The sequence below is a fragment of the Streptomyces sp. NPDC004435 genome, assembly GCF_042873895.1.
In the GTDB taxonomy this organism is placed as follows: Bacteria; Actinomycetota; Actinomycetes; order Streptomycetales; family Streptomycetaceae; genus Streptomyces.
In genome coordinates, this window is record NZ_JBIAMB010000015.1 from 1 (window position 1) to 25450 (window position 25450).

The 25450-nt window shown below is 74.0% G+C and carries 26 protein-coding genes; 4 read left to right on the forward strand and 22 right to left on the reverse strand.

From position 1 onward, the window contains the following. Positions 1-399: 399 nt before the first annotated feature. The 8 genes from ACFYT9_RS25480 to ACFYT9_RS25515 form a co-directional block, all read right to left on the reverse strand. The gene (locus tag ACFYT9_RS25480) at positions 400-978 is read right to left on the reverse strand and encodes a YdcF family protein (protein WP_389167908.1); all 579 of its coding nucleotides are present in this window, start codon (positions 976-978) and stop codon (positions 400-402) included. A gap of 20 nt (positions 979-998) precedes the next feature. Beyond that, positions 999-1193, reverse strand: a complete 195-nt coding sequence (locus ACFYT9_RS25485) for a hypothetical protein (RefSeq protein WP_376601921.1) — start codon at positions 1191-1193, stop codon at positions 999-1001. A 129-nt stretch (positions 1194-1322) separates the two neighbouring features. Continuing rightward, positions 1323-1982 (reverse strand): hypothetical protein, encoded by a 660-nt coding sequence (locus ACFYT9_RS25490; RefSeq protein WP_389167582.1) that lies wholly within the window; start codon positions 1980-1982, stop codon positions 1323-1325. Further along, positions 1979-2650 (reverse strand): ABC transporter ATP-binding protein, encoded by a 672-nt coding sequence (locus ACFYT9_RS25495; RefSeq protein WP_389167585.1) that lies wholly within the window; start codon positions 2648-2650, stop codon positions 1979-1981. The genes ACFYT9_RS25490 and ACFYT9_RS25495 overlap by 4 nt, the downstream gene beginning before the upstream one ends. Then, positions 2643-3635, reverse strand: a complete 993-nt coding sequence (locus ACFYT9_RS25500) for an ABC transporter ATP-binding protein (protein WP_389167587.1) — start codon at positions 3633-3635, stop codon at positions 2643-2645. Before ACFYT9_RS25500 ends, ACFYT9_RS25495 begins: the two co-directional genes overlap by 8 nt. Beyond that, positions 3632-4468 (reverse strand): ABC transporter permease, encoded by an 837-nt coding sequence (locus ACFYT9_RS25505; protein ID WP_387276145.1) that lies wholly within the window; start codon positions 4466-4468, stop codon positions 3632-3634. Before ACFYT9_RS25505 ends, ACFYT9_RS25500 begins: the two co-directional genes overlap by 4 nt. Continuing rightward, entirely contained in the window at positions 4461-5465 is a 1005-nt protein-coding gene (locus tag ACFYT9_RS25510) for an ABC transporter permease (RefSeq protein WP_389167590.1), read from the reverse strand. The genes ACFYT9_RS25505 and ACFYT9_RS25510 overlap by 8 nt, the downstream gene beginning before the upstream one ends. Further along, positions 5462-7096, reverse strand: coding sequence for an ABC transporter substrate-binding protein (locus ACFYT9_RS25515; protein ID WP_389167593.1), 1635 nt, complete (start codon positions 7094-7096; stop codon positions 5462-5464). The genes ACFYT9_RS25510 and ACFYT9_RS25515 overlap by 4 nt, the downstream gene beginning before the upstream one ends. Before the next feature lie 118 nt (positions 7097-7214). On the opposite strand from ACFYT9_RS25515, the gene ACFYT9_RS25520 reads away from it, so the two are divergent. Beyond that, positions 7215-7973, forward strand: coding sequence for a class I SAM-dependent methyltransferase (locus tag ACFYT9_RS25520; RefSeq protein ID WP_389167596.1), 759 nt, complete (start codon positions 7215-7217; stop codon positions 7971-7973). A 101-nt stretch (positions 7974-8074) separates the two neighbouring features. Here the strand turns inward: ACFYT9_RS25520 and ACFYT9_RS25525 are convergent, their stop codons facing one another. From ACFYT9_RS25525 to ACFYT9_RS25540, 4 genes are all read right to left on the reverse strand, one after another. Beyond that, positions 8075-9169 (reverse strand): acyl-CoA dehydrogenase family protein, encoded by a 1095-nt coding sequence (locus tag ACFYT9_RS25525; RefSeq protein ID WP_389167599.1) that lies wholly within the window; start codon positions 9167-9169, stop codon positions 8075-8077. Beyond that, positions 9166-10461, reverse strand: a complete 1296-nt coding sequence (locus tag ACFYT9_RS25530) for an acyl-CoA dehydrogenase family protein (protein ID WP_389167601.1) — start codon at positions 10459-10461, stop codon at positions 9166-9168. Before ACFYT9_RS25530 ends, ACFYT9_RS25525 begins: the two co-directional genes overlap by 4 nt. After that, complete coding sequence (locus tag ACFYT9_RS25535) at positions 10458-11426, reverse strand: NADPH:quinone oxidoreductase family protein (protein ID WP_389167604.1); 969 nt, start codon at positions 11424-11426, stop codon at positions 10458-10460. The genes ACFYT9_RS25530 and ACFYT9_RS25535 overlap by 4 nt, the downstream gene beginning before the upstream one ends. A 158-nt stretch (positions 11427-11584) precedes the next feature. Then, positions 11585-12172: a helix-turn-helix domain-containing protein gene (locus ACFYT9_RS25540; protein WP_376599234.1), complete on the reverse strand. Its 588-nt coding sequence runs from the start codon at positions 12170-12172 to the stop codon at positions 11585-11587. Positions 12173-12239: 67 nt separating this feature from the next. On the opposite strand from ACFYT9_RS25540, the gene ACFYT9_RS25545 reads away from it, so the two are divergent. Next, positions 12240-13253, forward strand: coding sequence for an NAD(P)/FAD-dependent oxidoreductase (locus tag ACFYT9_RS25545; RefSeq protein ID WP_389167607.1), 1014 nt, complete (start codon positions 12240-12242; stop codon positions 13251-13253). Between the two features lie 300 nt (positions 13254-13553). Next, on the forward strand, positions 13554-14336 hold the full coding sequence (locus tag ACFYT9_RS25550) for a VOC family protein (protein WP_389167608.1): 783 nt from the start codon (positions 13554-13556) through the stop codon (positions 14334-14336). A 249-nt stretch (positions 14337-14585) separates the two neighbouring features. Here ACFYT9_RS25550 and ACFYT9_RS25555 read toward each other — a convergent pair whose 3' ends face one another. The 10 genes from ACFYT9_RS25555 to ACFYT9_RS25600 all read right to left on the reverse strand — a co-directional run bounded on the left by ACFYT9_RS25555 (position 14586) and on the right by ACFYT9_RS25600 (position 24788). Next, positions 14586-15347, reverse strand: a complete 762-nt coding sequence (locus ACFYT9_RS25555; RefSeq protein WP_376599229.1) for a PIG-L deacetylase family protein — start codon at positions 15345-15347, stop codon at positions 14586-14588. Further along, positions 15344-16276: an SIS domain-containing protein gene (locus tag ACFYT9_RS25560; RefSeq protein ID WP_389167611.1), complete on the reverse strand. Its 933-nt coding sequence runs from the start codon at positions 16274-16276 to the stop codon at positions 15344-15346. The genes ACFYT9_RS25555 and ACFYT9_RS25560 overlap by 4 nt, the downstream gene beginning before the upstream one ends. Positions 16277-16518: 242 nt before the next feature. Continuing rightward, positions 16519-17826: an alpha/beta fold hydrolase gene (locus ACFYT9_RS25565; RefSeq protein WP_389167614.1), complete on the reverse strand. Its 1308-nt coding sequence runs from the start codon at positions 17824-17826 to the stop codon at positions 16519-16521. A 95-nt stretch (positions 17827-17921) separates the two neighbouring features. Beyond that, a complete protein-coding gene (locus ACFYT9_RS25570; RefSeq protein ID WP_387276167.1) occupies positions 17922-18329 on the reverse strand; it encodes a VOC family protein in 408 nt (135 codons plus the stop codon). Positions 18330-18403: 74 nt separating this feature from the next. Further along, positions 18404-19234, reverse strand: coding sequence for an ammonia-dependent NAD(+) synthetase (gene nadE, locus ACFYT9_RS25575; protein WP_376599223.1), 831 nt, complete (start codon positions 19232-19234; stop codon positions 18404-18406). Between the two features lie 150 nt (positions 19235-19384). Then, entirely contained in the window at positions 19385-21457 is a 2073-nt protein-coding gene (locus ACFYT9_RS25580) for an ATP-binding protein (protein WP_387276169.1), read from the reverse strand. A gap of 45 nt (positions 21458-21502) precedes the next feature. After that, positions 21503-22342: an amino acid ABC transporter permease gene (locus tag ACFYT9_RS25585; RefSeq protein WP_387276212.1), complete on the reverse strand. Its 840-nt coding sequence runs from the start codon at positions 22340-22342 to the stop codon at positions 21503-21505. Positions 22343-22467: 125 nt separating this feature from the next. After that, complete coding sequence (locus tag ACFYT9_RS25590; RefSeq protein ID WP_376599220.1) at positions 22468-23133, reverse strand: amino acid ABC transporter permease; 666 nt, start codon at positions 23131-23133, stop codon at positions 22468-22470. Between the two features lie 10 nt (positions 23134-23143). Then, positions 23144-23986 carry a glutamate ABC transporter substrate-binding protein gene (locus ACFYT9_RS25595; RefSeq protein ID WP_389167618.1) on the reverse strand — a complete coding sequence of 281 codons (843 nt, stop codon included), beginning with the start codon at positions 23984-23986 and terminating at the stop codon, positions 23144-23146. Between the two features lie 19 nt (positions 23987-24005). Next, the gene (locus ACFYT9_RS25600) at positions 24006-24788 is read right to left on the reverse strand and encodes an amino acid ABC transporter ATP-binding protein (protein ID WP_376599217.1); all 783 of its coding nucleotides are present in this window, start codon (positions 24786-24788) and stop codon (positions 24006-24008) included. Positions 24789-24982: 194 nt separating this feature from the next. On the opposite strand from ACFYT9_RS25600, the gene ACFYT9_RS25605 reads away from it, so the two are divergent. Next, a complete protein-coding gene (locus ACFYT9_RS25605; protein ID WP_376599216.1) occupies positions 24983-25441 on the forward strand; it encodes a cyclic nucleotide-binding domain-containing protein in 459 nt (152 codons plus the stop codon). Positions 25442-25450 lie beyond the last annotated feature (9 nt).

A 25450-nucleotide genomic window follows, 5' to 3' on the forward strand; every position in this document is an offset into this window, starting at 1 on the left:
TGTTGAGTTCTCAAGGTGCGGACGCTTCCTTCGTTCCTGTTTCCAGGCCCTCCGGGCGCTTCCTGCGCTTTCTTCGTTTCCGACTCTATCAGATCCTTTCGGCGTCTGATTCCCAGTCAGCGGGATTCGTCTTTCCGGCTGTTGGGCCGTTCCGACGAGTGAGACTTTAGCGGATTCCCCGGCCCCGAAGCTAATCGGGGTCCTCGTCCGAACTTCGAACGTGGATTCCTCATTCCGCAAATGCGAACGGAAAGCAGAACGGCGCGACGAATCGCAGCCATAAGGCTCGGTGGTTCTTGCGGAATCGCTGTCCGGGGCCGACCGGGGTCGGTGCTCACGTCGGACAGCCCGGAGAACATTACGGACCGGGCCGACATGTGTCAACCCCGCTCCCCTCCATCACCCCCGTCTCGTGTCCCGGCGCAGGCACCGCAGGGTCCAGAGGCCGTAGAGGGCCAGGAGCGGCTTGGCGGCCGCCCACTCGCCGGGTCGGTAGTCGTCCGCGCGCACCAGCCGCTCGGCGAGGTCCGGACGGCTGCGCCGCAGATAGACGCGGGCCTTGAGCGCATGGGCCGGCTGGGAGGCGATCTTGATGCGGTCGACGTTCTCCAGCAGGGGGATCACGTTCTGGACGTTCTCCCACGTCGTCGTCGACCGGTCCTCGATGAGGACTCGGCCGTCGTGGGCGAGGACCGAGGTCGCGTACGTCGCCATCAGCCTGGCCTCCGCGGTGTCTCCGCCCACCGCGCCGCCGCTCAGGATCAGGCAGGTGGTGACCGCCCTGTCGGGGGTGAGGGAGCGGACGCCGGCACGGACCCGCCACCGGTTCACGAGGTTGGCCGTCGGACCGGGATTGCGGTAGCCGAGTACGACGACCGCCTCCGTCGCACCCGCCGCGCCCTCGCCGTCCCCCACCAACGCCCGGGACCAGCGCCGGTTCATCCACTCGCCCCAGGCCAGGGCCGCCACCGCGGCCATGGCCAGGGGTGCCGTCCAGGTCACGGGCGGAGGCTGGAGACGACCTCGGCGGTGGCGGCCACGCCGTTCTGGATGGTGGGGGCCATGCTCGTGCCGGCCAGGAAGAAGCCGAGCAGGGCGCAGACGATGGCGTGGGTGACCTTGAGGCCTCCGCTGCGCATGAAGACCACGGCCAGTACGAGGAGCAGCACCACGACGGAAACGGAAACGGCCATCGCTCTCACGTCCTTCTTCTGCCGCACCGGAATTGCGGCGTTCGGCGGACAGTGTGGCGGAATGGGCGATCCGTCCGGGGGAACGGCGGGGCGGCCATACGGGTGAAACCCGGGTGGGATCCGAGTGGATCACGCGCCGAAGGTCTCCGCGAGGGTGGGTGCGCGGACCGCTTCCAGCTCCGGATCGGCGAGGAGGTCCGCGATGAGGGCGGCGCGGCCGAAGACCTCGGTGGCGCTGAGGTCCACGTTCGTCAGGACGAGCCAGCTGCCGTCGGCCGCCCACCAGGTGGCGGGGAAGCAGTGGTGGGGCGCGGCGTCGTGGTGGGCGGGGGCGTCGGAGAGCGGGCCGCGCCAGGCGATGAGAGGGCCCATGGGCTCCGGGGCGGAGCCGAGGGGGACGCCGGGGCTGTTGGTGACGGGGGCCTGGGCTGCGCCGCAGGGGGTCGCCCCGCCGGCGGCGCTGTGGCGGGCGAGGTGGGGGACGAGGGCGGTGAGGGTGGTGCGGTCGATCTCGCCGCCCATGACGCCTTCGAGTGCGTCCGCGCCTTCGACGCCCTCGAAGGTGAGGTACGAGAAGGGGCGGGGGCGGTCGGCGAGGCGGGTGCCGGCCCGGGCCAGGACGTCGTGCCAGCGGTGCCGGGCGCCGGTCTCGTCGTACAGGGGGGTGAGGAGCCAGCAGTGGTCCTCGTACCCGTCCCCGGGTTCGTACCCGCAGTCGGCGGCGGCGAGCCGGTCCCGCAGTCCGTCGAGGGGGTCGGCGGCGGCGGCGAGGGTCCAGGCTCGGGTCACGGGGTCTCCTCGGGCGGCAGGCAGTCCCGCCACTCCACCGTACGGTCGCACCAGCGGTCGAGGAGGACGCGGTCGTGTCCGACGGCGAGGAGGCCGGCGCCGGTCTCCTCGCGGTAGGTCTCGACGGCCGCGACCAGGGCGGCCGTGGTGGAGGCGTCGAGCATGGCGGTCATCTCGTCGCAGACGAGCCAGCGGGGGCGGAGGATGAGGGCGCGGGCGAGGCAGGCGCGCTGGAGCTGTCCGTCGCTGACCGCGTGGGGGCGGCGGGTGAGGAGTTCGGGGGTGAGGCCGACGGCGGGGGCGAGTTCGGCGACGCGGGCGGCGGCCTCGTTCTTGCGGCCGGTGGCGCGGAGCGGTTCGGCGATGAGGTCGGCGAGGGTGAGGCGGGGGTCGGCGGCGGTGCGGGGCTGCTGGAAGACGACGCCGACGGCGGTGCGCCGCTCGCGCGGGGCGCGGTGGCGCCAGGTGGTGATCTCGGTGCCGTCGAGGACGAGGCGGCCGGCGTCGGGCCGGTGGAGGAGGGCGGCGACGCGGGCGAGGGTGGACTTGCCGCAGCCGCTGGGGCCGAGGAGGCCGACGGACTCGCCGGGGGCGACGGTGAGGGAGGCGCCGCGGAAGACCGGCTTGCGCGGCTCGTAGCCGGCGGTGACGGAGTCGAGTTCAAGCACGGGGGCGCTCCGGGTGGTGGCAGGCCACGCCGGCGCGGAGGTCCGGGACGGTGGCGCAGAGGTCGGTGGCGCGGGGGCAGCGGGGGGCGAAGGCGCAGCCCTCGGGGAGGTCGGAGAGTTCGGGCGGCATGCCGGGGATGGGGGTGAAGGCCCGGTCGGGGAGGGCGTCGAGGAGGCCGCGGGCGTAGGGGTGGTCGGGTCCCGTGGTGCCGAAGAAGCGGTGGGCCGGGGCGATCTCGACGATCCGGCCCGCGTACATGACGGCGATCCGGTCGGCGATGCGGGCGGCGGCGGTCAGGTCGTGGGTGATGAGGAGCAGTCCGCGGCCGTCGTCGGTGTGGCGGCGGAGTTCGTCGGCGGTGCGCTCGACGAGGTCGCGGTCGAGGCCGGTGGTGGGTTCGTCGGCGAGGAGGAGGGGGGCGTCGCCGATGAGGGCGAGGGCGGTGGCGGCGCGCTGGGCGAGGCCGCCGGAGAGTTCGTGCGGGTAGGCGTCGAGGTGGGTGGCGGGGAAGGCCGCCCGCGCGGCGGCGTCCTCGGCGGCCTTGCGGCGTCCGGAGCGGGGGGTGTCGGTGAGGGCCCGGACGGTCTCCTCCAGGTGCGCGCGGATGGTGCGGACCGGGGTGAGGTGGGCGGCGGGGCTCTGGGGGACGAGGCCGACGCGTCGGCCTCGTACGGAGCGGGCGAGGGTCTTCTCGTCGGCGGCGAGCAGGTCGGTGCCGTGGACGAGGGCGGTGCCGCTGGTGTCGGCGTTGGAGGGGAGCAGGCCGAGGAGGGCGGAGGCGAGGACGGACTTGCCGCAGCCGGACTCGCCGACGAGGGCCAGGCACTCCCCCGGTGCCAGGTCGAAGTCGGCGTCGGTGACGGCCGCGACCTGCTTGCCGCCGCGGAGGCGGAAGCGGACGGTGAGGCCGCGGACGCTGAGCAGCGCGTCCTCGGCGCGTTCGGCGGTGACGGCGTCGAGAGCGCGTGCGACGCGGGCGTTCACAGCATCAGCTCCGATCGGCGGCGGGGGTTGAGGCGGTCGCGCCAGACTCCGGCGAGGCCGGCGATGGCGAGGGTGGGGACGATGAGGAAGAGGCCGGGGAAGAGGGTGGGCCACCAGTCGCCGGCGAGGAGGGAGGAGCGGGCGGACTGGACGAGGTTGCCGAGGCTGGCCTGGTGGCTGGGGAGGCCCAGGCCGAGGAAGGAGAGGGCGGACTCGTGCCACATGGCGTGCGGGACCATCAGGACGGCGGCGAGGCCGGCCTGCGGGAGGACCGCGGGGAGCAGGTGGCGGGTGGCGACGCGGCGGCGGGAGGCGCCGCCGGAGATCGCGGCCTCGATGTGGGGGCGGGAGCGCAGCGAGAGGACTTCGGAGCGGACGATGCGGGCGGTGGAGAGCCAGTGGGTGACCGCGACGGAGACGATGACGGGCCAGACGCCGGGGCGGAAGAGGGCGACGACGAAGATGCCGAGCAGCAGGTGGGGCACGGAGGAGAAGGCGTCGACGAGGCGCATCAGGGTGCGGTCGGTCCAGCCGCCGAGGGCTCCCGCGGCGGCGCCGACGGCGGTGCCGAGGACGGTGGCGACGAGGGCGGCGACGAGGCCGACGAGGAGGGAGATCCGCAGGCCGTAGACGCAGCGGAGGAGGAGGTCGCGGCCGACGTCGTCGGTGCCGAAGGGGTGGTCCCAGGAGGGTGGGAGGAGCTTCTGGGAGAGGTCGACGGCCTGTTCGTCGAGCTGGACGATCGGCGGGACGAGGAGGACCGCGAGGGCGACGGCGCCGACGATGACCGCGGAGGTCCACAGGCGGAGGCGGTGGGTGCGGGGGTCAGCCATCGAAGCCCACCCTCGGGTCGGCGAGGCCGTACAGCAGGTCGGAGAGGAGGTTGCCGAGGAGGACGGCCGCGGTGGCGAGCACGGTGAGTGCGGCGAGCAGCGGGAAGTCGACGGCGGTGGCGGCCTGGACGGTGGCGGCGGCGATGCCGGGCCAGCTGAAGACGGTCTCCACGAGGAGGGCTCCGGTGATGACTTCGGGCACGCGGGAGCCGATGAGGGTGAGCATCGGGAGCATGCCGGAGCGCAGGGCGTGGCCGGTGAGGACGGTCCGTTCGGCGAGGCCGCGGGCGCGGGCGCCGCGGACCGGGTCCTCGTCGAGGGCATCGCCGACGCCCTGGCGGACGTAGAGGAAGAACCACGGCATCTGGGAGACGCCGAGGACGAGTGCGGGGAGCACGAGGTGGCGGGCGACCTGGTCGAAGGTGACGGTGTCGCTGGCGGTGTCGGTGAGGCCGCCGGCGGGCAGGACGCCGAGCTTGAGGGCGAAGAACCAGATGGCGAGGAGGCCGAGCCAGAAGGCGGGGGCGGCTTCCAGGGTGTACGCGAGGGCGCTGACGGCGCGGTCGAGGAGGCCGCCGCGGCGGCGGCCGGCGAGGACGCCGAGGAGGGTGCCGAGGAGGGTGCCGAGGGCGATCGCGATCAGGAAGGCGGTGACGGCGAGGAGGACGGACCAGCCGAGGCGTTCGGTGATGACGTCGGCGACGGGGCGGCGCATGACGGAGGAGTCGCCGAGGTCGCCGGTGACGGCCGAGGTGAGCCACTCCCACCAGCGGGTGAGGAGGGGCTGGTCCACGCCGAGGTTCTGGCGGAGCTGGTCGAGGTTCTCCTGCGAGGCGGTGAGGCCGGCGGTGCCGGCGTACGCCTTGACGGGGTCGAAGGGGGAGGCCTCGGCGACCGCGAAGACGGCGAGGGTGACGCCGAGGAGGACGGGGACGGCGGCGAGCGCGCGCCGTCCCGTCATCCGGGCCATGGCCCCCCAGGGGAGGCGGCGGCTCACTTCTCGGTGTCTCCGGACTTCTTGGGCTTCCAGGCTTCGACGTTCCACCAGGGGCCCGCGGCGAGGCCGTGGTCGTGGGGCTCGATCTGGGTGCTGAGCGGGGCGCCCTTGGTGTCGGAGTCCCAGGCGTCGTTCACGACGTAGAGGTGGTCGATGTGGGTGAGGAAGGTGTAGCCGGGGTTCTTGACGAGTTCGCGCTGGACGGTGTCGTAGGCGGCCTTGCGCTTGGCGTGGTCGTTCGTGCGGCGGCCGTCCTCCAGGGCGCGGTCGACGGCCTTGTTGTCGTACCAGGCCATGTTGTTGAAGCCGTCGCCGGCGAGGGAGGAGGTGAGCAGGAGGTACTGGTCGAAGTCGGGGTCGCCGGGCGAGCCGCCGCCGGCGAGGACCGCGTCGTTCTTCATGCGCGGTTCGATGACCTCCCAGGTGCCGGCCTGGGTCTTGATCTCGATGCCGGCCTTGCGGGCGTCGGAGGCGTAGGCGAGGGCGTGGTCCTGGCGGAGCTTGTCGCCGGAGACGTACCAGAGCGGGAAGGAGGCGCGGACGCCGTTCTTGACGCGGACGCCGTCGGAGCCGGGCTTCCAGCCGGCCTCGTCGAGGATCTTCTGGGCGCCGGCGAGGTCGTGGCGGCGCTCGGTGCCCTGGGTGAACCAGGGGCTGTCGGTGGGGACGGGGCCGTAGGCGGGCTTGCCGGCGCCTTCGAGGATCTTGTCGACCATGGTCTGGCGGTCGACGGCGATGTCGAGGGCGCGGCGGACGGCGGTGTCGCCGGCGACGGGGTTGTGGGTGGGGAGGGTGACCGTGCGGTAGTCGTAGGTCTTGGCCGCGTAGGTCCGCTTGCCCTTGTCGCTGCCGAAGCCGGCGGCGAGGTTGGGCGGGAGGATGGCGCCGTCGAGGTCGCCGGCGCGCAGGCGGGTGGCGCGGACGTCGTCGTCCTTGATGATCGCCATGGTGAACTTCTTCACCGCGGGGGCGCCGTTCCAGTACTTCGGGTTGGCCTTGAGGCTGATCTTCTCGCCCTTGGACCAGCCGGTGAGGATGTAGGGGCCGGTGCCGATGGGCTGGGTGGTGAAGGCGCCGGTGTTGACGTCCTGCTTGCCGGCGACGTGCTCGGGCGCGATGGCGTGGACGGTGCGCTCGGCGAAGGCCGCGTAGGGGTACTTGAGGTGGAAGACCACGGTGTCGTCGCCGACGGCCTCGACGCTCTTGAGGGCGTCGAGTTCGGTGCGGGAGGGGTTGTTGGTCTTCGGGTCGAGGATCGTCCGGTAGGTGAAGACGACGTCCTCGGCGGTGAAGGGGGCTCCGTCGCTGAAGGTGACGCCGGTGCGGAGGTTGTACGTGTACGTGCGTCCGCCGTCGCTGATGTGCGGGAGCTCGCGGGCGAGGGCCGGCTGGAGCTTCATGTCGGCGTCGAAGGCGAGGAGGCCGTCGAAGATCTTGGAGTTGCCGTCCTTGCCGTAGCCGAGGAGCGGGCTGAGGCTGTCGGGCTCGTAGGCGATGCCGACGACCGCGGAGTCCTTGGGGCCGCCGGTGCCGGCGGTGTCGGCGCCGGGGTTCGTGCAGGCCGCGGCGGTGAGGGCGAAGGCCCCCGTGGCTATCGCGGCGGTCGCGCGGCGGACGGATCGGGCGGCCATCGGGTCCCCTTTTTTGAAGATCAAGAGTTATTGCGAGCAGCATGCAATTAAACCCCATGGTGCGAAGCGGTCCCTGGTGGGGTAGGCCGCCCCGGACGACGACGACCTGGGAGGGGCGATGAGCGGGACGGACGAGGAGCGGGGCGGCGCGGTGGAGCGGCGGGACGGTGGGGAGGAGCAGGGCGGCGGGGTGGATGGGGTGCCGGTCGCGGGTGGGGGCGTACCAGAGGGCGGTGGGGGCGTACTCGGGGCCGCCGAGCTCTTCGACGGGGTGGGGATCGACTACGAGCGGGCCTTCGGGCGGCTCCCCGCGCAGCTCGCAGCGGTGGAGTGGCTGAACGAGCGCCTCTCCCCCGGCTCCCGGGTTCTGGACGCGGGCAGCGGTACGGGGAGGCCGGTGGCCGCGCTGCTCGACGCGGCGGGGCACGCGGTGACAGGCGTCGACGTCTCCGGGACGATGGTCGAGCTGGCGCGGGCCCAGGTGCCGGGGGCCCGCTTCGTCCAGGCCGACCTGCGCGAGCACGTCCCCCCGGCGGGCGGTTACGACGCGGTCTGCGCGTTCTTCCCGCTGCTGATGATGGAGCGGAAGGAGCAGATCGCGGTCCTGCGGCGGATGGCGTCGTGGCTGGTGCCGGGCGGGCTGCTGGTGTCGGCGACGGTGCCGGCCGACATCGAGGGGATCGAGATCACCTGGATGGGGCGGCGGGCCCGGGTGTCCAGCTTCTCCGCCGAGGCCTACCTGGGGGTGCTGCGGGAGGAGTGCGGTCTGGAGGTGCTCCACCACGAGCTGTCGGTCTTCCGGCCGGAGGTACCGGGCGGGGAGCCGGAGGAGCACTTGTTCTGTTACGCGCGCCGCGGGACGGCCGCGGAGGCGTGAGCGGCCGCGGAGCCGGTCCGGCGCGGAGGCGTGAGCGGCCCGGGGCCGGTCCGGCGCGGCGGCGTCGGAGCGGCCCCTGGGCCGTTCTCGTGGGGCCTGTGTCAGGTCGGGGCGGGGAGGTCCATCAGGTCGGCGAGGACGTCCTGGTGGTGGCCGGTGGAGCCGAGGGCGAGCTGGTCCGCCTTGGCGCGCTTGAGCGCCAGGTGGGCCGGGTGCTCCCAGGTCATGCCGATGCCTCCGTGCAGCTGGACGCACTCCTCGGCCGCGCGGACGGCGACGCCGGAGCAGTACGCCTGGGCGACGGCCACCGTCAGTTCGGCGTCGGCGGCTCCGGTGGCGAGGGCGTCGGCGGCGGCCCGGGCCGCCGCCCGGGCGCCGACGAGGTCCAGCCAGAGGTGGGCCATGCGGTGCTTGAGCGCCTGGAAGGAGCCGACGGGGCGGTTGAACTGGAACCGCTCCTTGGTGTGGCGGACGGTCTCCTCCAGGCACCACTCGGCGAGCCCCAGCTGTTCGGAGGCGAGGAGGCCCGCCCCCGAGAGCAGGCCGTGCCGGACCGCCGCGCGGGCCTCCTCGGGCCCCGCCAGGAGGGTGCCGGCGGACGTGCCGGTGTCGACGACGGCGAGCGGGCGGGTGAGGTCGAGCGGGGTGAGCGGCGTGACGGTGGCCTCGGCGGCGGGCACGGCGTACAGCCCGTCGGCCCGGGGGACGAGGAACACGTCGGCGGCGACGGCGTCCGCGACGGCCCGGACGGGGCCGGTCGTCCCGAAGACGGTGCCGGCCGTGCGGGGCGCGGTGGTGAAGGGGACCGCGAGGACGACGGTGCGCTCCCCCGCCGCCGCCTCGGCGAGCAGGGCGGTGGCCGGGCCGTCGGTCGCGGCGAGCGCGAGCAGAGTCTCGGTCGCGACGACGGCGCCGGTGAGGTACGGGGCGGGGGCGACCGCCCGGCCCAGCTCCTCCAGGACCACGGCGGCCTCGCGGTGGCTCGCGCCCTGGCCGCCCAGTTTCTCGGGGACGAGGAGCCCGGCGGCGCCGATGCCGGCGGCGAGGGCCGGCCAGAGTCCGGTGGGGTACGGGTCGCCGGTCTCGATCCGGTCGAGCACGGCCTGGTGGCCGGCCCGGTCGGCGAGGAGGGAGCGGACGGCGTCCCGCAGGGCGTCCTCGGTGTCGGAGTAGAGGAGGTCCGGCTCGTGGCTCATCGGGCGAGGTCCTTCCAGGGGACGTCCTTGTCGTTGCGGGGCTCCGGCGGGAGTCCGAGGACCCGCTCGGCGACGATGTTGAGGAGCACCTCGGTGGTGCCGCCCTCGATCGAGTTGCCCTTGGAGCGCAGGTAGCGGTAGCCCGCCTCGCGACCGGTGAAGTCGACCAGTTCGGGGCGGCGCATGGTCCAGTCGTCGTACGCCAGGCCGTCCTCGGCGAGGAGTTCGACCTCCAGGCCGCTGATGGCCTGGTTGAGGCGGGCGAAGCCGAGCTTCATGGCGCTGCCCTCGGGGCCGGGCTGTCCGGCGACGAGCTGCTGGCGGAGCCGTTCGCCGGTGAGCCGGGCGACCTCGGCGTCGACCCAGAGGTCGAGCAGGCGGCGGTGGAGGGCGTGGGTGCGTAGTGCGGGGCGGTCGCGCCAGACGGTCGCGGCCTTGCCGATCATGCCGCCCTCGCGGGGGATGCGGGCGCCGCCGATGGAGACCCGCTCGTTCATGAGGGTGGTCTGGGCGACCCGCCAGCCGTCGCCGACCTCGCCGAGGCGGTGGGCGTCGGGGATGCGGACGCCGGTGAGGAAGACCTCGTTGAACTCGGCCTCGCCGGTGATCTGGCGGAGCGGTCGGACCTCGACGCCGGGGTCGGTCATGTCGCAGACGAAGTAGGTGATGCCCCGGTGCTTGGGCAGGTCGGGGTCGGTGCGGGCGATGAGGATGGCCCAGCGGGCGGTGTGGGCGCTGGAGGTCCACACCTTCTGTCCGTCGACGATCCAGTCGCCGGTGGCCTCGTCGCGGACGGCGCGGGTGGAGAGGGCGGCGAGGTCCGAACCGGCTCCGGGCTCGCTGAAGAGCTGGCACCAGACCTGCTCGCCGGTCCACAGGGGCCGCAGGAAGCGGGACCTCACCTCGTCGGAGCCGTAGGCGAGGAGGGTGGGGGCGGCCATGCCGAGGCCGATGCCGATACGGCGGGGGTCGTTGTCGGGAGCATCGGCGGCGGCGAGTTCGGCGTCGACGACGGCCTGGAGGGAGCGCGGGGCGTCGAGTCCGCCGAGGCCGGCGGGGTAGTGCACCCAGGCGAGTCCGGCGTCGAAGCGGGCCCGGAGGAAGTCGAGCCGGCCGGTGGTGGCGGGCGGGTGCGCGTCGAGCAGCGCCCGGGTGCGCGCCCGGAGCGCGGCGGCGTCGAGGGGGGCGGCGGTACGGAGGCCGGCCTGCGCGCCGGTCCGGGGGTCCGCCTGTGCGCCGGCCTGTCGGTCCGCCTGTCCGTCGGTCTGGGCGCCGGTCTGTCCGTCGGTCATGCGCGGGCTCCTTCCGGGAGGACGACGAGGCGGCCGGTGGTGGTGCCGTCGGCGACGCGCTGGACGGCGTCGGCCGCGCCGGCGAAGGGGACGCGTTCGGCGACGAGCGGCTTGACGATGCCCTTGGCCGCGAGCGCGGTGAGGGTCTCATGGCACTGGAGGACGGCGGCCGGGTCGCGCTGGGCGTACAGGCCCCAGTGGAGGCCGAGGATCGCGTAGTTCTTCACCAGGGCGTGGTTGAGGGCCGGGGCGGGGATGGCGCCGCTCGCGAAGCCCACGACGACGATCCGGCCCTCGAAGGCGACGCACTTCGCGGACTGCTGGTACGCCTCGCCGCCGACCGGGTCGTAGATCACGTCGGCGCCCCGGCCGCCGGTGGCGGCCTTGACGGCGGCGACGACGTCCTCGGAGCGGCGGTCGATGACGACGTCGCAGCCGAGCGCGCGGGCGGCGGCGGCCTTGGCGGGGCCGCCGACCACGCCGATGACGGTGGCGCCGGCGGCCTTGCCGAGCTGGACGGCGGCGCTGCCGACGCCGCCGGCGGCGGCGTGCACGAGGAGGGTCTCGCCCGGCTGGAGGGCGGCGCGGCGGTGGAGGCCGAACCAGCCGGTCTGGTAGCCGATGTGGAGGGCGGCGGCCTCGGCGTCGTCGAGGGCGTCGGGGGCGGGGAGGAGCCCGGCCGCGTCGGCGAGGGCGTGCTCGGCGAAGCCGCCGTGCGGAAGGGCGGCGGTGGCGATGACCCGGCGTCCGTCAGGGGTCTCGCCGCAGATCTCGACACCGGGGGTGAAGGGCAGCGGCGGACGGATCTGGTAGTGGCCGCGGCAGAGCAGCGCGTCGGGGAAGTTGACGTTCGCGGCGCGGACCCTGAGGAGGACCTGGCCGGGGCCGGGCTCGGGGACGTCCGTCTCCTCCCGGCGCATCACCGCGCCGGGTTCGCCGTTCTCGTGCACTCGCCATGCCTGCATCCGTCGAGCCTCCGTCCGTACCGTGCGGTCGGTCGCATACTAAGCGGTCGCTTGCCCTTGGTGGAACAGCTCGGCCGGACTTCGTGGCGGAGGCGTGTGCGTCCGCACGTCCGCCCGGCCCGGCTTCCCGGGCGAACCGTGCCGGTCCGCGCGTCCGCTCAGCCGGACTTCTTGGGCCGCGCCCGTACGTGCATCCGCTCCCCCTGCGGTCCGTACAGGCTCAGGAACTCCACCGGGCCGTCGGCGGTGGGCCCGAACCAGTGCGGCACCCGGGTGTCGAACTCGGCCGCCTCCCCGGCCGCGAGGACCACGTCGTGCTCGCCCAGGACCAGCCGCAGCTTCCCGGAGAGGACGTAGAGCCACTCGTACCCCTCGTGGACCCGGGGGTCCGGCTGCTCGGACGCCTTCTCCTGGACCACCTTGTACGCCTGGAGGCCGCCCGGCTGGCGGGTGAGCGGGTACATGGTGCGGCCGTGCCGGACGATCGGGCGGGCGCGCACCCGGGGGTCGCCGACCGGCGGGGCGCCGACCAGCTCGTCCAGCGGGACCTGGTGGGCGCGGGCCAGCGGCAGGAGCAGTTCGAGGCTCGGCTTGCGCTGCCCGGACTCCAGGCGGGAGAGGGTGGAGACGGAGATGCCGGTGGCGGCGGACAGGTCGGCCAGGGTCACCCCGCGGTCCCGGCGGACCCGGCGCAGCCGGGGGCCGACCTCGGTCAGTACGGCGTCGATGCGGTCGTCTTCGGTCATGGGTCCAGTGTTGCAGAACCGGCAACTTTCCTTGCCGATGAAGCGGACCCGGGGCGACGCTCTCGACATGAACGCACGCACGGAGACAGTCATGGAGGCAGTCGTGGACTCGGTCGTTGACTCAGTCGTGGACTTGGTCGTGGAAGAGAAGAACGCCTACGAGGTCGTGGTCGTCGGTGGCGGCGCGGCGGGGCTCAGCGCCGGGCTGATCCTCGGCCGGTCGCGGCGCCGCACGCTGGTGGTGGACGCGGGCGCGCCGCGCAACGCGCCGAGCGGCCACATGCAGGGCTATCTGTCGCGCGACGGGATGGGCCCCGCCGAGTTCCTGGCCGCCGGCCGGCGGGAACTCCTCGCGTACGGGGTGGAGGTCCGGCCGGGCGAGGTGACGGCCGCGTCCCGGGACGGCGACGGCTTCGCCCTCACCCTGGCCGACGGCACCGCGCTCACCGCCCGCCGCCTGGTCGTGGCCACCGGGCTCGTGGACGAGCTGCCGGCGATCCGCGGACTGGCCGAGCGGTGGGGCCGGGACGTGCTGCACTGCCCGTTCTGCCACGGCTGGGAGGTCCGCGACCAGGCCCTCGGGGTCGTCGCGCACCCGGCGATGCCGGCGCATCAGGCGCTGATGGTCTCGCACCTCTCCTCCGACGTGACGCTCTTCCTGAACGGTGCGGAGCTCACCGGCGAGGACGGCAGGCTGCTGGCCGCGGCGGGGGTCCGGACCGTGGCGGGCACGGTCGAGGAGGTCGTCGTCGAGGACGACCGGCTGACCGGGGTCCGGCTCGCCGACGGGCGCACCGTCGGCTGCGACGTGGTGTTCGCGGCGGGAACCCGGCTGCTCCCCCGTGACGGGGTGCTCCGGCGGCTCGGCGCGGAGCTGTACGAGACGCCGTTCGGCGCCTTCGTGAAGACCGACGAGGCGGGTCGGACGAGCGTGCCGGGCGTCTGGGCCGCGGGGAACGTGACCGGGCCGGCCGAACAGGTCGTGAACGCGGCGAGCGCGGGCTACCGGGCGGGCGCGATGCTCCACGGCGAACTGCTCATGGCCGACCTGGCCGCGCGGGCGGAGGAGCGCGCGGAGTGACCGGGATGACCGGGGCGGCGGGATTCCGGGCGCGGGCGGCCAGGGGGCGGGTGCCGGCCTGGTCCTCCGGGGGCTGTCCCGGGCCTGCCCCGGGCCGTGCCCGAAGCGGTCCGCCGGGCCGCGCGCCGCGCCGTGCTCAGCGCCGCCCCATGGCCGTACGTCGGACCGCGCCCCGGGCCGTGCGCCGGTCGGATGAACCGGGGCGGTAGCGGTCGTGTCGGGCGGGTGAGGGGCCGGGGATCGGCCATGGTGGCCGGGATCCGGACCGGACGCAGGACGACGGAAGGACGGCACCGCCCCATGCTCGGCACCCAGTACACCCACGGCTCCCCCTGCTGGATCGACCTCGGCAGCCCCGACACCGTCGCCGCGGCGGCTTTCTACACCGCCGTGTTCGGCTGGGAGTTCCGGTCCGCGGGTCCGGAAGCCGGAGGGTACGGGTTCCTCCAGCAGGACGGCGCGACCGTCGCCGCGATCGGTCCGCTCACCGAGGGGGGCGCGCGGAGCGCCTGGACGGTGTACTTCCGGACGACGGACGCGGACACGTCCCAGATGGTGACGGCCGCCGAGGGCGGCCGGGTACGGGTCCGGGCGACCGACGTGATGGACGCGGGGCGGGCGGCCGCGCTCACGGACCCGGGCGGCGCCGAGTTCGCCGTGTGGCAGGCGGGTTCGGTGAAGGGGCTGGACCGCACCTCCTCCCGGAACACCCTCGTCTGGGTCGAGCTCCACACGCCCGATCCGGAGGCCGCCCTCGCGTTCTACCGCTCGCTCTTCGACTGGCGCTGGGCGGAGATGGACGCCCCGGGCATGACGTACCGGGTGATCTCCACCGCCGAGGGCGACCAGGAGACGGCCTCCTTCGGCGGGGCGGCCGAGCTCCAGGACTCCGGCGAGCGGTCCCGCTGGATCCCCTACCTGGAGGTCGACGACGCCGACGCGACGGCGGACGCGGTGACCGTCTCGGGCGGCACCGTCCTGCTCCCGCCCGCGGACATCCCGGACGTCGGCCGCCTGGCCTGGTTCACCGATCCCTTCGGCGCCGAGTTCGCGGTCCTCAAGCCGGCACCCATGGGCGCCTGACGTTCGCCGTCGGGCGGCGCCCGCGTCCCTGAACCTCGGACAGCGGGGCGTTCCGGCCGTCCACCAGGAGCGGCAGGACGCCGTAGGCACTGACGACGGTGTTCCGATCCGGCGTGGCCTCCCGGCCCTGCGGCCGTGTCGCCCACCGGCACCGCCTCGTCACGCCGTCCACGGTCGCCCCGCGCCGCCCCTGGTCCGGAACTCGCCCTTCACGCGGCCCCGTTCGGTCCCCGTCGTCCTGGCGGACGCCTAGCGGGGGAACAGTTCGAACGTCACCGCGGGACGTCCGCCGAAGCGGTCGGCCGAACCGGACGTGGTGGAGGTGACGAACTCGCGGACGTACTCCTCCGGCTTCTGGTCCGTCAGGGCCTCGATGTAGGCGCGGTGACAGAGGAGCGACTCGATCGCCCGCTCCAGACCGGGGCCGGCGTCGACGGCGTGGGTGGGGGTGTTGGAGACGGCGACGGCGACCCAGCGGACACCGTCCCAGGGTGCGAGGCCCTGGTCGCCGAGTTCCGGGAAGATCCAGCGGTTGCCCGCGTCCGAGGCCGCGTCGAGAGTGGCGCGGCCGACCGCGATGTGGTCGGGGGAGTTCCGGGGCGTCCCCGGGCCGTCTCCCCAGCCGTCGTGGTGGTTGAGGGTCACGACCAGCTCGGGACGGTGGCGGCGGATGGCCGCCGCGATGTCGCGGCGCAGGGCGGTGCCGTACTCGATGACGCCGTCGCGGTGGTCGAGGAACTCGACGGTGTCCACGCCGACGACGGCGGCGCTCGCCCGCTGCTCGGCCTCGCGGAGCGGGGCGCAGACGTCGGGGGCGATCGTGTCGATCCCTGCCTCGCCTCGGGTGACCAGCAGGTACACGACCTCCTTGCCGGCGTCGGTCCAGCTCGCGACGGCGGCGGCGCAGCCGTATTCCAGGTCGTCGGGGTGGGCGACGACGGCGAGGGCGCGCTGCCAGTCGCCGGGCAGTTCGGGCAGCTGGGGCAGGCCGGTGGCTTCGGTATCGGTCATGCCCGCAGGATACGGGCGGCGTCGGCCGCGGTCGGCCGGAACGCTCCGGCGAGGATGACGGAGCGTGACTTGTGGCGGGGGCGGTCGGGGTTGAGGCCGCGTCGCGCGGCGAGGGCGACGGCGAGGCGCTGGGCGCGGACCAGGGCCGCGACCGGATCGACCGCGTCGGCGGTGAACAGGGCTCCGGTGGACTCGACTTCCTCGCGGAGTCCGGCCGGGACGGGGCCGACGCACCAGACGAGGCTGTGCCGGTCGCTGACGCTGATGGGTCCGTGCCGGTACTCCATCGCCGGGTACGACTCCGTCCAGACACGCGCCACTTCGCGGAGCTTGAGGGCCGCCTCGTCGGCTATTCCGACGGTCCAGCCGGTGCCGAGGAAGGTGAACTGGCCGCGCCGCTCCCAGGCGGTGGGGAGGGGTTCGTAGAGGGCGAGTTCGGCGTCGGTGACGGAGGGCGCGAGGTCCACCCCGAGCCCGGCGCGCAGGAGTTGCAGGGCCGTGGTGGCGAACCTGGTCTGGACGACGGAGCGTTCGTCGGCGAAGGACAGGTCGACGGTCCGGTCGGCGAGGCGGGCCGCCGGACTGTCGGGGACGCCGGTGAGGACGACGGTGGGAATCCGTCCCGCGGCGCCCGCGAGGAGGTCGACGACCTCGGTGGTCGTACCGGAGCGGGTGAGGGCCACGAGGCGGTCGTAACCCCGGCCGAGCGGGGTCCGTTCGGAGGCGGGGAAGGCGTCGGTCTCCCCCGCGCCGAGGTCTTCCCGCAGGGCCGCGTAGGCGCGGGCGATCAGGTACGAGGTGCCGCACCCGACGACGGCGACCCGCTCGCCGGGCCGGGGCAGCCGGTCGGCGAGCGGGCCGGCGAGGGCGGCGGCGCGGCGCCAGCTGTCGGGCTGGCCGGCGATCTCGGCGGTGACGTGTGCGCTCATGGACCGAGTTGTAGCGGGCCGGGCCGGGGCGGGCCATGGGTGTTCGGGGTCCGGCGCTTGGACTTTCGCGCGGGCCCGCGTACGGAGGGGACGGAGAGGGCGGCGTGCGGAGGGGACGGAGAGGGCGGCGTGCGGGTGGCTGACGGCCACGGCGCGCGCCGGCCTGCCGGTGTACCGGCCCCCGACCGGCGGCCGGCGGCCCCTGCTGGTCCAACGGACCCGGCAGCGCACCGGACGTGCCGTCAGAGCTCGTCGCGGGAGAGGGCGAGCAGCCGGTCGAGGACGCGCGGGCCTCCGGCCCGTACCCCGTCGTGCTCGAACTCGTCGGTGACCCAGGTCCGCGCGCCGCGGATCACGGCGGCCGTCTCCAGGGAGTGGGCGGTGTCGACGTACATGTCGTCGTGGTAGACGGCGGCGGCCACCGGCACCCGGTTGGCGGCGAGGACCTCGGGGTCGTACAGCGGGGTCCAGTCGTCCCGCCGGGCGAGGATCTCGGCGGTCTCGCGCAGCGGGCGGAGGGCGGGGTCGGTGGTGAAGTGCCAGGGGTGGACGGTCTCGCCGGTCAGCAGGACGGGCCGGCCGGCGGCGAGCGCCCCGGCGGCGTCGAACTCGGGGAAGTCGGCGCGGACCCGTTCGGCCGCCCAGGCGGTGGGGCCCCGGCCCTGGGCGTAGATCGCCTCGTGGAGGACGGCGTAGAGCGGGTGCCCGGCGTACGAGAGGTGGGCCTGGACCTGCTCCAGGAAGGCGTCGGCCAGGGCGGGACCGCCGGGGGCCGGCACGAAGGCGCCCTCCAGGAGGTGGTGGAGCTGGTGGGTGCCGTCGCCGGAGCCGAGGAGGATGCCGAGGGACTGGAATGCCTCGACGGTGAGGAGTCCGCCGCCGGGGAGGGTGACCTCGTGCTCCAGGAGGTGGGCGGCGATCGCGCGGACGCGTTCGGCGTCGCGCGGGTAGCGGGCGAAGTGGGCCTCGTTCTTGCGCCGGACGCGCGGGTAGGCGGCGGCGTACACCTCGTCGGCGGTGGCGTCGAGGGACGGCAGGCCGCCGGTGACGAGCACCCGCTCCAGGCCCTCGGGGGCGGTGGACAGGTAGTGGACGGCGCAGAAGCCGCCGAAGCTCTGGCCCAGGACCGTCCAGGGGGCGCCGCCGGTGAGCCGGCGGCGGATCAGCTCACAGTCCGTGACGATCGAGTCGGCGCGAAAGTGCGTCAGGTGCTCGGCCTGCGCGGCGGCGTCACCGCGCAGCGGAAGGGTCTGGCGGTTGGCGGGGGTGGAGCGGCCGGTGCCGCGCTGGTCGAGCAGCAGCACCCGGAACTCGCGCAGCGCGCGGTCGAGCCAGGCCTGCCTTCCGATGAGACGGCGGGCGCCGAAGCCGGGGCCGCCCTCCAGATAGACCAGCCAGGGGCGCCGCTCGCGCTCGGCGTCGCTCAGGCCACTGGCGACGATCTCGCGTCCGTAGACCTCGATCTGCTCGCCGCCGGGGCGGGCGTGGTCGAGGGGGACGGGGAAGTGGTGGTCGGTGACGACGACGCCGGGCTGGCGATAGGTGGTCAACGGTGCTCCTGCGGCTGTTCCTGCTCCGTGCTCCCCCGCCCGCACAGTGGATCACAGTCCGCCGCCGACCGCCGCACCGGCCCGCCCGGGCGGGGTCAGTCGGTCTGCATCACCGCGATGACGTTGCCCGCCGGGTCGGTGAACCAGGCGATGCCGGCCGGGCCGCCCTCTTCGTGCTCGCCCTCGCCGGGCCGGACGACGCCCTTGTCGTCGGCCTCGAACTCGGGGTACCGCTCGAAGGTCACGCCCCGGGCGATCAGGTCGTCGACGGCCCGGCCGACGTCGTCGACCTCGAAGTTGAGGATCGTGTGGGAGGCGGGGGTGTGGTTCTCCTTGGGGTACACGAAGACCCGGGCCCCGCCCGGCAGGGTCAGGAACATCATCCGCATGTCCCCGCTCCCGTTCACCTCCACGGTCAGGCCCAGCCGGTCGCCGTAGAAGTCCCGGGCGGCGTCGAGGTCGTCCACCGAGAAGCTGCTGTACGCCGTCGTCTCGCCGAACATGGTGTGCTCCCTTCCGGGGCCCCGGAGGGCGGGGCTCCCGCCCTTCCAGGATCCGCCCGTTCGGCGCGGGGCGCTCAGGGTGCGATCGGCAGCTGCCGCTTGTGCTCGGTGAGGTCGTAGCGGCGGGCGATGGAGGCGTGGGCGGCCTCGCCGACGGGCTTGCCCTCCAGGAAGTCGTCGATGTCGTCGTACGTGACGCCGAGCGCGTCCTCGTCGGGCTTGCCCGGGTCGAGGGTCTCCAGGTCGGCGGTGGGGACCTTCCAGACCAGGCTGTCGGGGGCGCCCAGCTCGGCGGCGACGGCGCGGACCCGCCGCTTGGTGAGGCCGGTGAGCGGGACGAGGTCGGCGGCGCCGTCGCCGAACTTGGTGAAGAAGCCGGAGACGGCCTCGGCGGCGTGGTCGGTGCCGACGACGAGGCCGTCCTGGGCGCCGGCGACCGCGTACTGGGCGATCATGCGCTGGCGTGCCTTGATGTTGCCGTGCACGAAGTCCTGGTGGTGGGCGTCGCGGAAGACGACCCCGGCGGCCAGGGTCGCGTCGAGGGCGGCGTCGCTGGCCGCCTTGATGTCGACGGTGAGGACCTGGTCGGCGCGGATGAAGCCGAGGGCGGTCTGCGCGTCCCGCTCGTCGGCCTGTACGCCGTACGGCAGGCGCATGGCGTAGAAGGTCGCCTCGTGGCCGGCGGCGCGGGCGCGCTCGACGGCGAGCTGGCAGAGCCGTCCTGCGGTGGTGGAGTCGACGCCGCCGCTGATGCCGAGGACGAGCGAGCGCAGGCCGGTGCCGGTCAGGCGCTCGGCGAGGAAGGCCACCCGGCGCTCGATCTCCGCGGCCGGGTCGAAGCTCTCGGAGACCTGGAGCTCCCGGGCGATCTGGTGCTGGCGGGTGGTGGGCGCCGGGTCGGTCACGGAAATCTCCTCGTCGGGACGGGTACGGGCGACGGCTCCGACTCTACGGCGTCGCCGGTGGTCCGGGTCGCCCCGGCTCCGGGGACGGTCCCGGGCGGGTCAGCGGGCGGTTCCGGCCGGAGCTCGGCGGGGTCTCCGCTCTGCCGAGGGTCAGCCGGTGTCGAGGGCTCGGTTCAGGCCGGTCGCGGGGTGGTCGGTGAGGGCGCGGAGGAAGATCTCCTCGTAGGCGGGGTCGCCGAGGGCGGCGCGGACGTCGGCGGTGTAGTGGGCGTGGAGGGCGCGCAGGCCGGGGAGGCCGCGGCGGGGCTGGCCGGTGGCGCGCCAGTACGCCTCGCCGGTGCCGGAGGCGTCGGCGGCCCGGGCGCCGTCGCCCGCGGCGGCGTAGGCGGTGGCGAGGACGTCGAGGCCGAGGGCGGTGCCGAGTCCGGCGCCGAGGGCGCGGGTGCCGGCGAGCATGGCCCGGGCGTGGTCGCCGGCGGCGGCCGGGTCGCCCTCCAGGAGGGCGGTGAGGGCGAGCTGGTACTCCAGGGCGGTGCGTATCCAGTGCTCGTCGAGGGTGTCGCAGAGGGCGCGCAGGGCGAGGGCGTCGGGGCGGGCCTCGGCGAGCCGGCCGAGGCCGGTGAGGGCGAAGACGCGGACGAGGTGGCAGCGGAGCGTCGCCGCGGAGTCGGCGGGGCCGCCGCGGGCCGCGGCGAGGACGTGGTCGACGACGAGGAGGGCGGCCCGGGCGCGGCCGGTGGTGAGGGCGAGGAGGCCGGCGAGGGCGGCGGCGTCGAGGGTGAGCTCGCCGGGGCGGTACGGCTCCGAGGCCGTGCCCGGCCGGTCCGGCGGGTGCTCGGTGTGGCGGGCCTCGCGGGCGCAGCGTTCGCTGATGTCCTGGGCGGGGCCGTGGTCGCCCTGGAGGACGAGGGTGACGCCGAGGGCCCACAGGGCGCGGGTGCGGGGACGGCCGCGGGTCTCGCTGAGGAGGAGGGCCTGTTCGAGGCCGTCTCGGGCCTCGCGGAGCCGGCCGCGGCAGGACCAGGCGAAGGCGACGGAGCCGACGAGGTCGAGGGCGGCGTCGGGGTCGGTGCGCAGGAGCCGGTCGAGGGCGGTGCGGAGGTCGGTGTGGTGGGTGTCGACGGCGCGGTACCAGGAGAGCTGGCGGCTGCCGTGCCAGGCGTCCGGGCCCTGTCCGGCGAGGGCGCGGAAGTGGGCGGCGTGGCGGTCGGCGACCGTACCGCTCTCGCCGAGCCGGTCCAGCCAGCCGGCGCCGTACTCGCGGATGGTGTCGAGGAGGCGGTGGCGGCCGGCGCTGTCGGCGGGGCGGACGACGGAGGCGCGGACGAGGCCGTCGAGGGCGGCGGGGAGGGTGTCGGGGGTGAGGGGGCCGCCGGTGCAGACGGCGGCGGCGGTGGGGAGGTCGAAGGGGCCCCGGAAGACGGAGAGGCGGGCCCAGAGGAGGCGTTCGAGGGGTTCGGCGAGCTCGTGGCTCCAGCCGATGGCGGCGCGCAGGGTCTGGTGGCGGGCGGGCCAGACGCGTTCGGGGTGGGCGAGGAGGTCGAAGCGGGCTTCGGGTGGTGCGGTGAGGCGGCTGCCGAGCTGGTCGCGGACGGCTTCGGCGCCCTGGAGCCGGATCTGGGCGGCGGCGAGCTCCAGGGCGAGGGGTATGCCTTCGAGGCGGACGCAGATCTCGCCGGCGGGTCCGGCGGCGGGCAGGTCCTCGCCGGCGGCGGTGCGGAGGAGGGCGAGGGCGTCGTCGCCGGCGGGCGGGAGCGGGTCGAGGAGGACGGTGTGCTCGCCGGGGACTCCGAGGGGGCGGCGGGAGGTGGCGAGGACGGTGAGGCCGGGGGCGGCGGCGAGGAGTTCGGCGACGAGCCGGCCGCAGGCGTCGGCGAGGTGGTCGCAGCAGTCGAGGACGAGGAGGAGGCGGGTCTCGGCGAGGCGGCGGCGCAGGGCGCCGGAGTCGGTGCCGGGGGTGTGGTCGGCGAGGTCGACGGAGTCGGCGACGAGGGCGACGAGGAGGCGTTCGCCGTCGAGCTGTCCGAGGTCGGCCCACCAGGCGCCGTCGGGGTGGCGGCGGCGCACGCGGTGGGCGGCGCGCAGCGCGAGCCGGGTCTTGCCGACGCCGCCGACGCCGGTCACGGTGACGAGGCGGTGCTCCGCCAGCGCGGCGGTGATGCGCTTCAGTTCCGTGCGGCGGCCTGCGAAACCCGGGTTCTCGTCCGGTAGATGTCCACGCACGGGAGCAGTGTCCCTCATGTCCGGCCCGAAATCTCCTGTCGGAAGCTACGGCTTGGGGGGCTCCCCCGGCGTGGCGAGGTCGTCGACGGCCTCGGCGGTGACGACGGCCCCGGTGGAGCGCTTGCCGCGGCGCAGCCGGCGTTCGAGCCGGTTGGCGAAAGTGGTGAGGGCGAGGTTGAGGAGGACGAAGAGGACGGCGACGACGGTGAAGCAGGCGATGGTGTTGGCGCCGTAGTTGGCGCTCATGGGGCGTACGGAGGCGAGGAGTTCGGAGAAGCCGAGCATGGCGCCGCCGAGGGCGGTGTCCTTGACGATGACGACGAGCTGGCTGACGAGGGCGGGCAGCATGGCGGTGACGGACTGGGGCAGCAGGACGTACGCCATGGTCTGGCCCTTGCGCATGCCGATGGCCTTGGCGGCGTCGGTCTGGCCGGCGGGGAGGGCGAGGATGCCGGCGCGGACGACCTCGGCGAGGACGGAGGCGTTGTAGAGGACGAGGCCGGTGACGACGGCGTAGAGGGGGCGGGTCTCGGGGCTGATGTCGGTGAACTCGGCGTAGGCGGCGTTGGCGAAGAGCATGAGGATGAGGACGGGGATGGCGCGGAAGAACTCGACGACGGTGCCGGCGCCGGCGCGGACGGCGCGGTGGTCGGAGAGGCGGGCGATGCCGAGGAGGGCGCCGAGCGGCAGGGCGAGGACCATGGCGAGGGCCGCGGCGACCACGGTGTTCTTCAGGGCGGGCAGGAGGTAGGTCTCCCAGATGCGTCCGTCGGTGAAGAAGGGCTCCCATTTGGCGGCCTCCAGCTGGTTCTTGGCGGCCAGCCCGTCGATCACCCACCAGACGACGGCCCCGAGGGCGGCGAGGAAGAGCACCGTCCAGAGCAGGTTGCGGCGGCGGGCGCGGGGTCCGGGGACGTCGTAGAGGACGGTGGCGGGTTCGCCCTTGTCGGCGCGTTTCGCGGCCCGTCCTCGGGCGGCGCGCTTCGCCGTGTCGCCCTTGTCGGTCGGCTTCACCGTTTGACCGCCACTTTGCGGGCGAGCCGGCCGAGGAGGAGGCCGGTGGGGAGGGTGAGGCAGATGAAGCCGAAGGCGAAGAGGGCGGAGATGAGGATGAGCTGGGCCTCGTTCTCGATCATCTCCCGCATGAGCAGGGCCGCTTCGGCGACGCCGATGGCGGCGGCGACGGTGGTGTTCTTGGTGAGGGCGATGAGGACGTTGGTGAGGGGGCCGACGACGGAGCGGAAGGCCTGCGGGAGCACGATGATCCGCAGGATCTGGGGGAAGCTGAGGCCGATCGCGCGGGCGGCCTCGACCTGGCCGAGGGGGACGGTGTTGATGCCGGAGCGCAGCGCCTCGCAGACGAAGGCGCTGGTGTAGGCGGTGAGTCCGAGGACGGCGAGCCGGAAGTTGATGGTGGTGAAGCGGTCGGCGCCGAGGTCGACGCCGAGGGTCTGGAAGAGGCCGAGCGAGGTGAAGACGATGATGACGGTGAGGGGGATGTTGCGGACGATGGTGACGTAGGCGGAGGCGAAGCCCCGCATGAGGGGGACGGGCCCGACGCGCATGGCGGCCAGGAGCGTCCCCCACACCAGTGAGCCGAGGGCGGACCAGAAGGTGAGCTGGACGGTCACCCAGAAGGCGCCCAGGAGGTCGTAGCCTTCGAGGAAGTCGAACACGGCGGCCGGCTCACTCGACGATCACGCCGATCTTGGGGGCGGGTTCGTTCTGGTAGTTCGCCGGGCCGAAGTTCTTCTCGACGGCCGCGTCCCAGGCGCCGTCCGCGACCATCTTCTCCAGGGCGGTGTTGATCTTCGCCTTGAGTTCGCTGCCCTTCTGGACGCCGATGCCGTAGTTCTCGTTGCTCAGCTCGAAGCCGCCGAGCTTGAACTTGCCCTCGAACTCCTCCTGGGCCGCGTATCCGGCGAGGATGGAGTCGTCGGTGGTGAGGGCGTCGATGACGCCGTTCTCCAGGCCGGTCAGGCACTCGGAGTAGCCGCCGTACTCCTGGAGCTGGGCGTCGGGGGCGATCTCGTCCTTGACGTTCTGCGCGGAGGTGGAGCCGGTGACGGAGCAGAGCCGCTTGTCGTTGAGGTCGGACGGCTGCTTGATGGAGTCGTCGTCGGCGCGGATCAGGACGTCCTGGTGGGCGAGCAGGTAGGGGCCGGCGAAGTCGACCTTCTCGGCCCGCTCGTCGTTGATCGAGTACGAGGCGGCGATGAAGTCGACGTCGCCGCGCTGGAGCATGGTCTCCCGGTCCGCGCTCTTGGCCTCCTTCCAGACGATCTGGTCGGGGTCGTGGCCGAGTTCCTTGGCGATGTACGTGGCCACGTCGACGTCGAAGCCGGTGTAGGTGCCGTCCGGGGTCTTGAGGCCGATGCCGGGCTGGTCGTACTTGATGCCGATGGTGATCTCCTCGCCGTCGTCGTGGCCTGCGGGGACCGCGCCCTGGGCGAGCGAGGCGGTGCCGAGGGCGAGGACGACGGCCGTCGCGGAGGCGACGAGGGTCCTGGTGGTCCTGAGCGGGTTCATGGTCATCACCCCGGTGGGCTCAGTGGTGGAGGATCTTGGAGAGGAAGTCGCGGGCGCGGGCGCTGCGCGGGTTGCCGAAGAACTCCTCGGGTGTGGCCTCCTCGACGATCCGGCCGTCGGACATGAAGACGACCCGGTTGGCGGCGGAGCGGGCGAAGCCCATCTCGTGGGTGACGACGGCCATGGTCATGCCGTCCTGGGCGAGCTGGCGCATGACCTCCAGGACCTCGTTGATCATCTCGGGGTCGAGGGCGGAGGTCGGTTCGTCGAAGAGCATCACCTTCGGGTCCATGGCGAGGGCGCGGGCGATGGCGACGCGCTGCTGCTGGCCGCCGGAGAGCTGCGCCGGGTACTTGCCGGCCTGTTCGGCGACGCCGACCCGGTCGAGGAGGGCGCGGGCGCGTTCCTCGGCGCTCTTGCGGTCCTTCTTGCGGACCTTGATCTGTCCCAGGGTGACGTTGTCGAGGACGGTCTTGTGGGCGAAGAGGTTGAAGGACTGGAAGACCATGCCGACGTCGGCGCGGAGCCGGGCGAGCTCCCGGCCCTCGGCGGGCAGGGGCTTGCCGTCGATGCGGATCTCGCCGCTGTCGATGGTCTCCAGGCGGTTGATCGCCCGGCAGAGGGTGGACTTCCCCGAGCCGGACGGGCCGATCACGACGACGACCTCGCCGCGCCGGATGGTGAGGTCGATCGACTGGAGGACGTGGAGCGTGCCGAAGTGCTTGTCGACCCCGCGCAGCACGACGAGCGCGTCGCCGTCCGCGACGGAAAGGTCCGGGACGGGCACTTCCGGGACGGGCATGTCACCCTCCTGGCTCACGCCCCCTGCTGCCGTTTCCTCCTCGGTCTCATGCTCCGCCCTGCACCGCCGGGACGCACCCCGGGGGTGTGCCGGGGCGGTCGGCGGCGCGGTTGCGGAGCCCGTGTCGCCTGCGGTCCGGCCCGGGTGGGCGGAGACTGGGAGCGGAGCCGTACGCGCGAGGAGGAGGGCCCGTCATGAGGAGTGCCGCACCCAAGGTCAGCACGCTGCCGGCGGAGCACCGCGAGCGGCTGATGGCCTTCGCCGAGGATGTGTACTTCGAGTCCGGCGACCGGCTCTTCGAGGAGCAGCAGCACGCGGAGCGGTTCTGGATCGTGAAGACCGGCGCGGTCGGTCTGGACGCCAAGGTGCCGGGACGGGGCTCGCCGGTGATCGAGACGCTGCGCCACGGGGAGCTGGTGGGTCTTTCCTGGCTGTTCCCGCCGTACCTGTGCCAGTCGGGGGCGGAGGCGATGACGCCCGTGCGGGCCTACCAGTTCGACGCGACGGCGGTGCGGTCGATGTGCCACTCGGACCTGGAGTTCGGGTCGGCGGTGTACTACTGGGTGGGGTCGATCCTGGCGCACCGGCTCCAGGTGACCCGGGTGCGGCTCCTCGACCTGTACGCGCCGCACGGGAGCGGGATCATGGCCTGACCGGGGCTG

What these genes read in the sequence shown, in the direction of transcription:
- ACFYT9_RS25595 (WP_389167618.1), bottom strand. Translation starts at nt 23,986, where the DNA reads ATGAACCCGCTCAGGACCACCAGGACCCTCGTCGCCTCCGCGACGGCC.
- ACFYT9_RS25550 (WP_389167608.1), top strand. Translation starts at nt 13,554, where the DNA reads ATGCTCGGCACCCAGTACACCCACGGCTCCCCCTGCTGGATCGACCTC.
- ACFYT9_RS25570 (WP_387276167.1), bottom strand. Translation starts at nt 18,329, where the DNA reads ATGTTCGGCGAGACGACGGCGTACAGCAGCTTCTCGGTGGACGACCTC.
- ACFYT9_RS25530 (WP_389167601.1), bottom strand. Translation starts at nt 10,461, where the DNA reads ATGACCGACGGACAGACCGGCGCCCAGACCGACGGACAGGCGGACCGA.
- ACFYT9_RS25560 (WP_389167611.1), bottom strand. Translation starts at nt 16,276, where the DNA reads ATGAGCGCACACGTCACCGCCGAGATCGCCGGCCAGCCCGACAGCTGG.
- ACFYT9_RS25505 (WP_387276145.1), bottom strand. Translation starts at nt 4,468, where the DNA reads ATGGCTGACCCCCGCACCCACCGCCTCCGCCTGTGGACCTCCGCGGTC.
- ACFYT9_RS25525 (WP_389167599.1), bottom strand. Translation starts at nt 9,169, where the DNA reads ATGAGCCACGAGCCGGACCTCCTCTACTCCGACACCGAGGACGCCCTG.
- ACFYT9_RS25545 (WP_389167607.1), top strand. Translation starts at nt 12,240, where the DNA reads ATGAACGCACGCACGGAGACAGTCATGGAGGCAGTCGTGGACTCGGTC.
- ACFYT9_RS25535 (WP_389167604.1), bottom strand. Translation starts at nt 11,426, where the DNA reads ATGCAGGCATGGCGAGTGCACGAGAACGGCGAACCCGGCGCGGTGATG.
- ACFYT9_RS25605 (WP_376599216.1), top strand. Translation starts at nt 24,983, where the DNA reads ATGAGGAGTGCCGCACCCAAGGTCAGCACGCTGCCGGCGGAGCACCGC.
- ACFYT9_RS25555 (WP_376599229.1), bottom strand. Translation starts at nt 15,347, where the DNA reads ATGACCGATACCGAAGCCACCGGCCTGCCCCAGCTGCCCGAACTGCCC.
- ACFYT9_RS25515 (WP_389167593.1), bottom strand. Translation starts at nt 7,096, where the DNA reads ATGGCCGCCCGATCCGTCCGCCGCGCGACCGCCGCGATAGCCACGGGG.
- ACFYT9_RS25520 (WP_389167596.1), top strand. Translation starts at nt 7,215, where the DNA reads ATGAGCGGGACGGACGAGGAGCGGGGCGGCGCGGTGGAGCGGCGGGAC.
- ACFYT9_RS25480 (WP_389167908.1), bottom strand. Translation starts at nt 978, where the DNA reads ATGGCCGCGGTGGCGGCCCTGGCCTGGGGCGAGTGGATGAACCGGCGC.
- ACFYT9_RS25600 (WP_376599217.1), bottom strand. Translation starts at nt 24,788, where the DNA reads ATGCCCGTCCCGGAAGTGCCCGTCCCGGACCTTTCCGTCGCGGACGGC.
- ACFYT9_RS25540 (WP_376599234.1), bottom strand. Translation starts at nt 12,172, where the DNA reads ATGACCGAAGACGACCGCATCGACGCCGTACTGACCGAGGTCGGCCCC.
- ACFYT9_RS25485 (WP_376601921.1), bottom strand. Translation starts at nt 1,193, where the DNA reads ATGGCCGTTTCCGTTTCCGTCGTGGTGCTGCTCCTCGTACTGGCCGTG.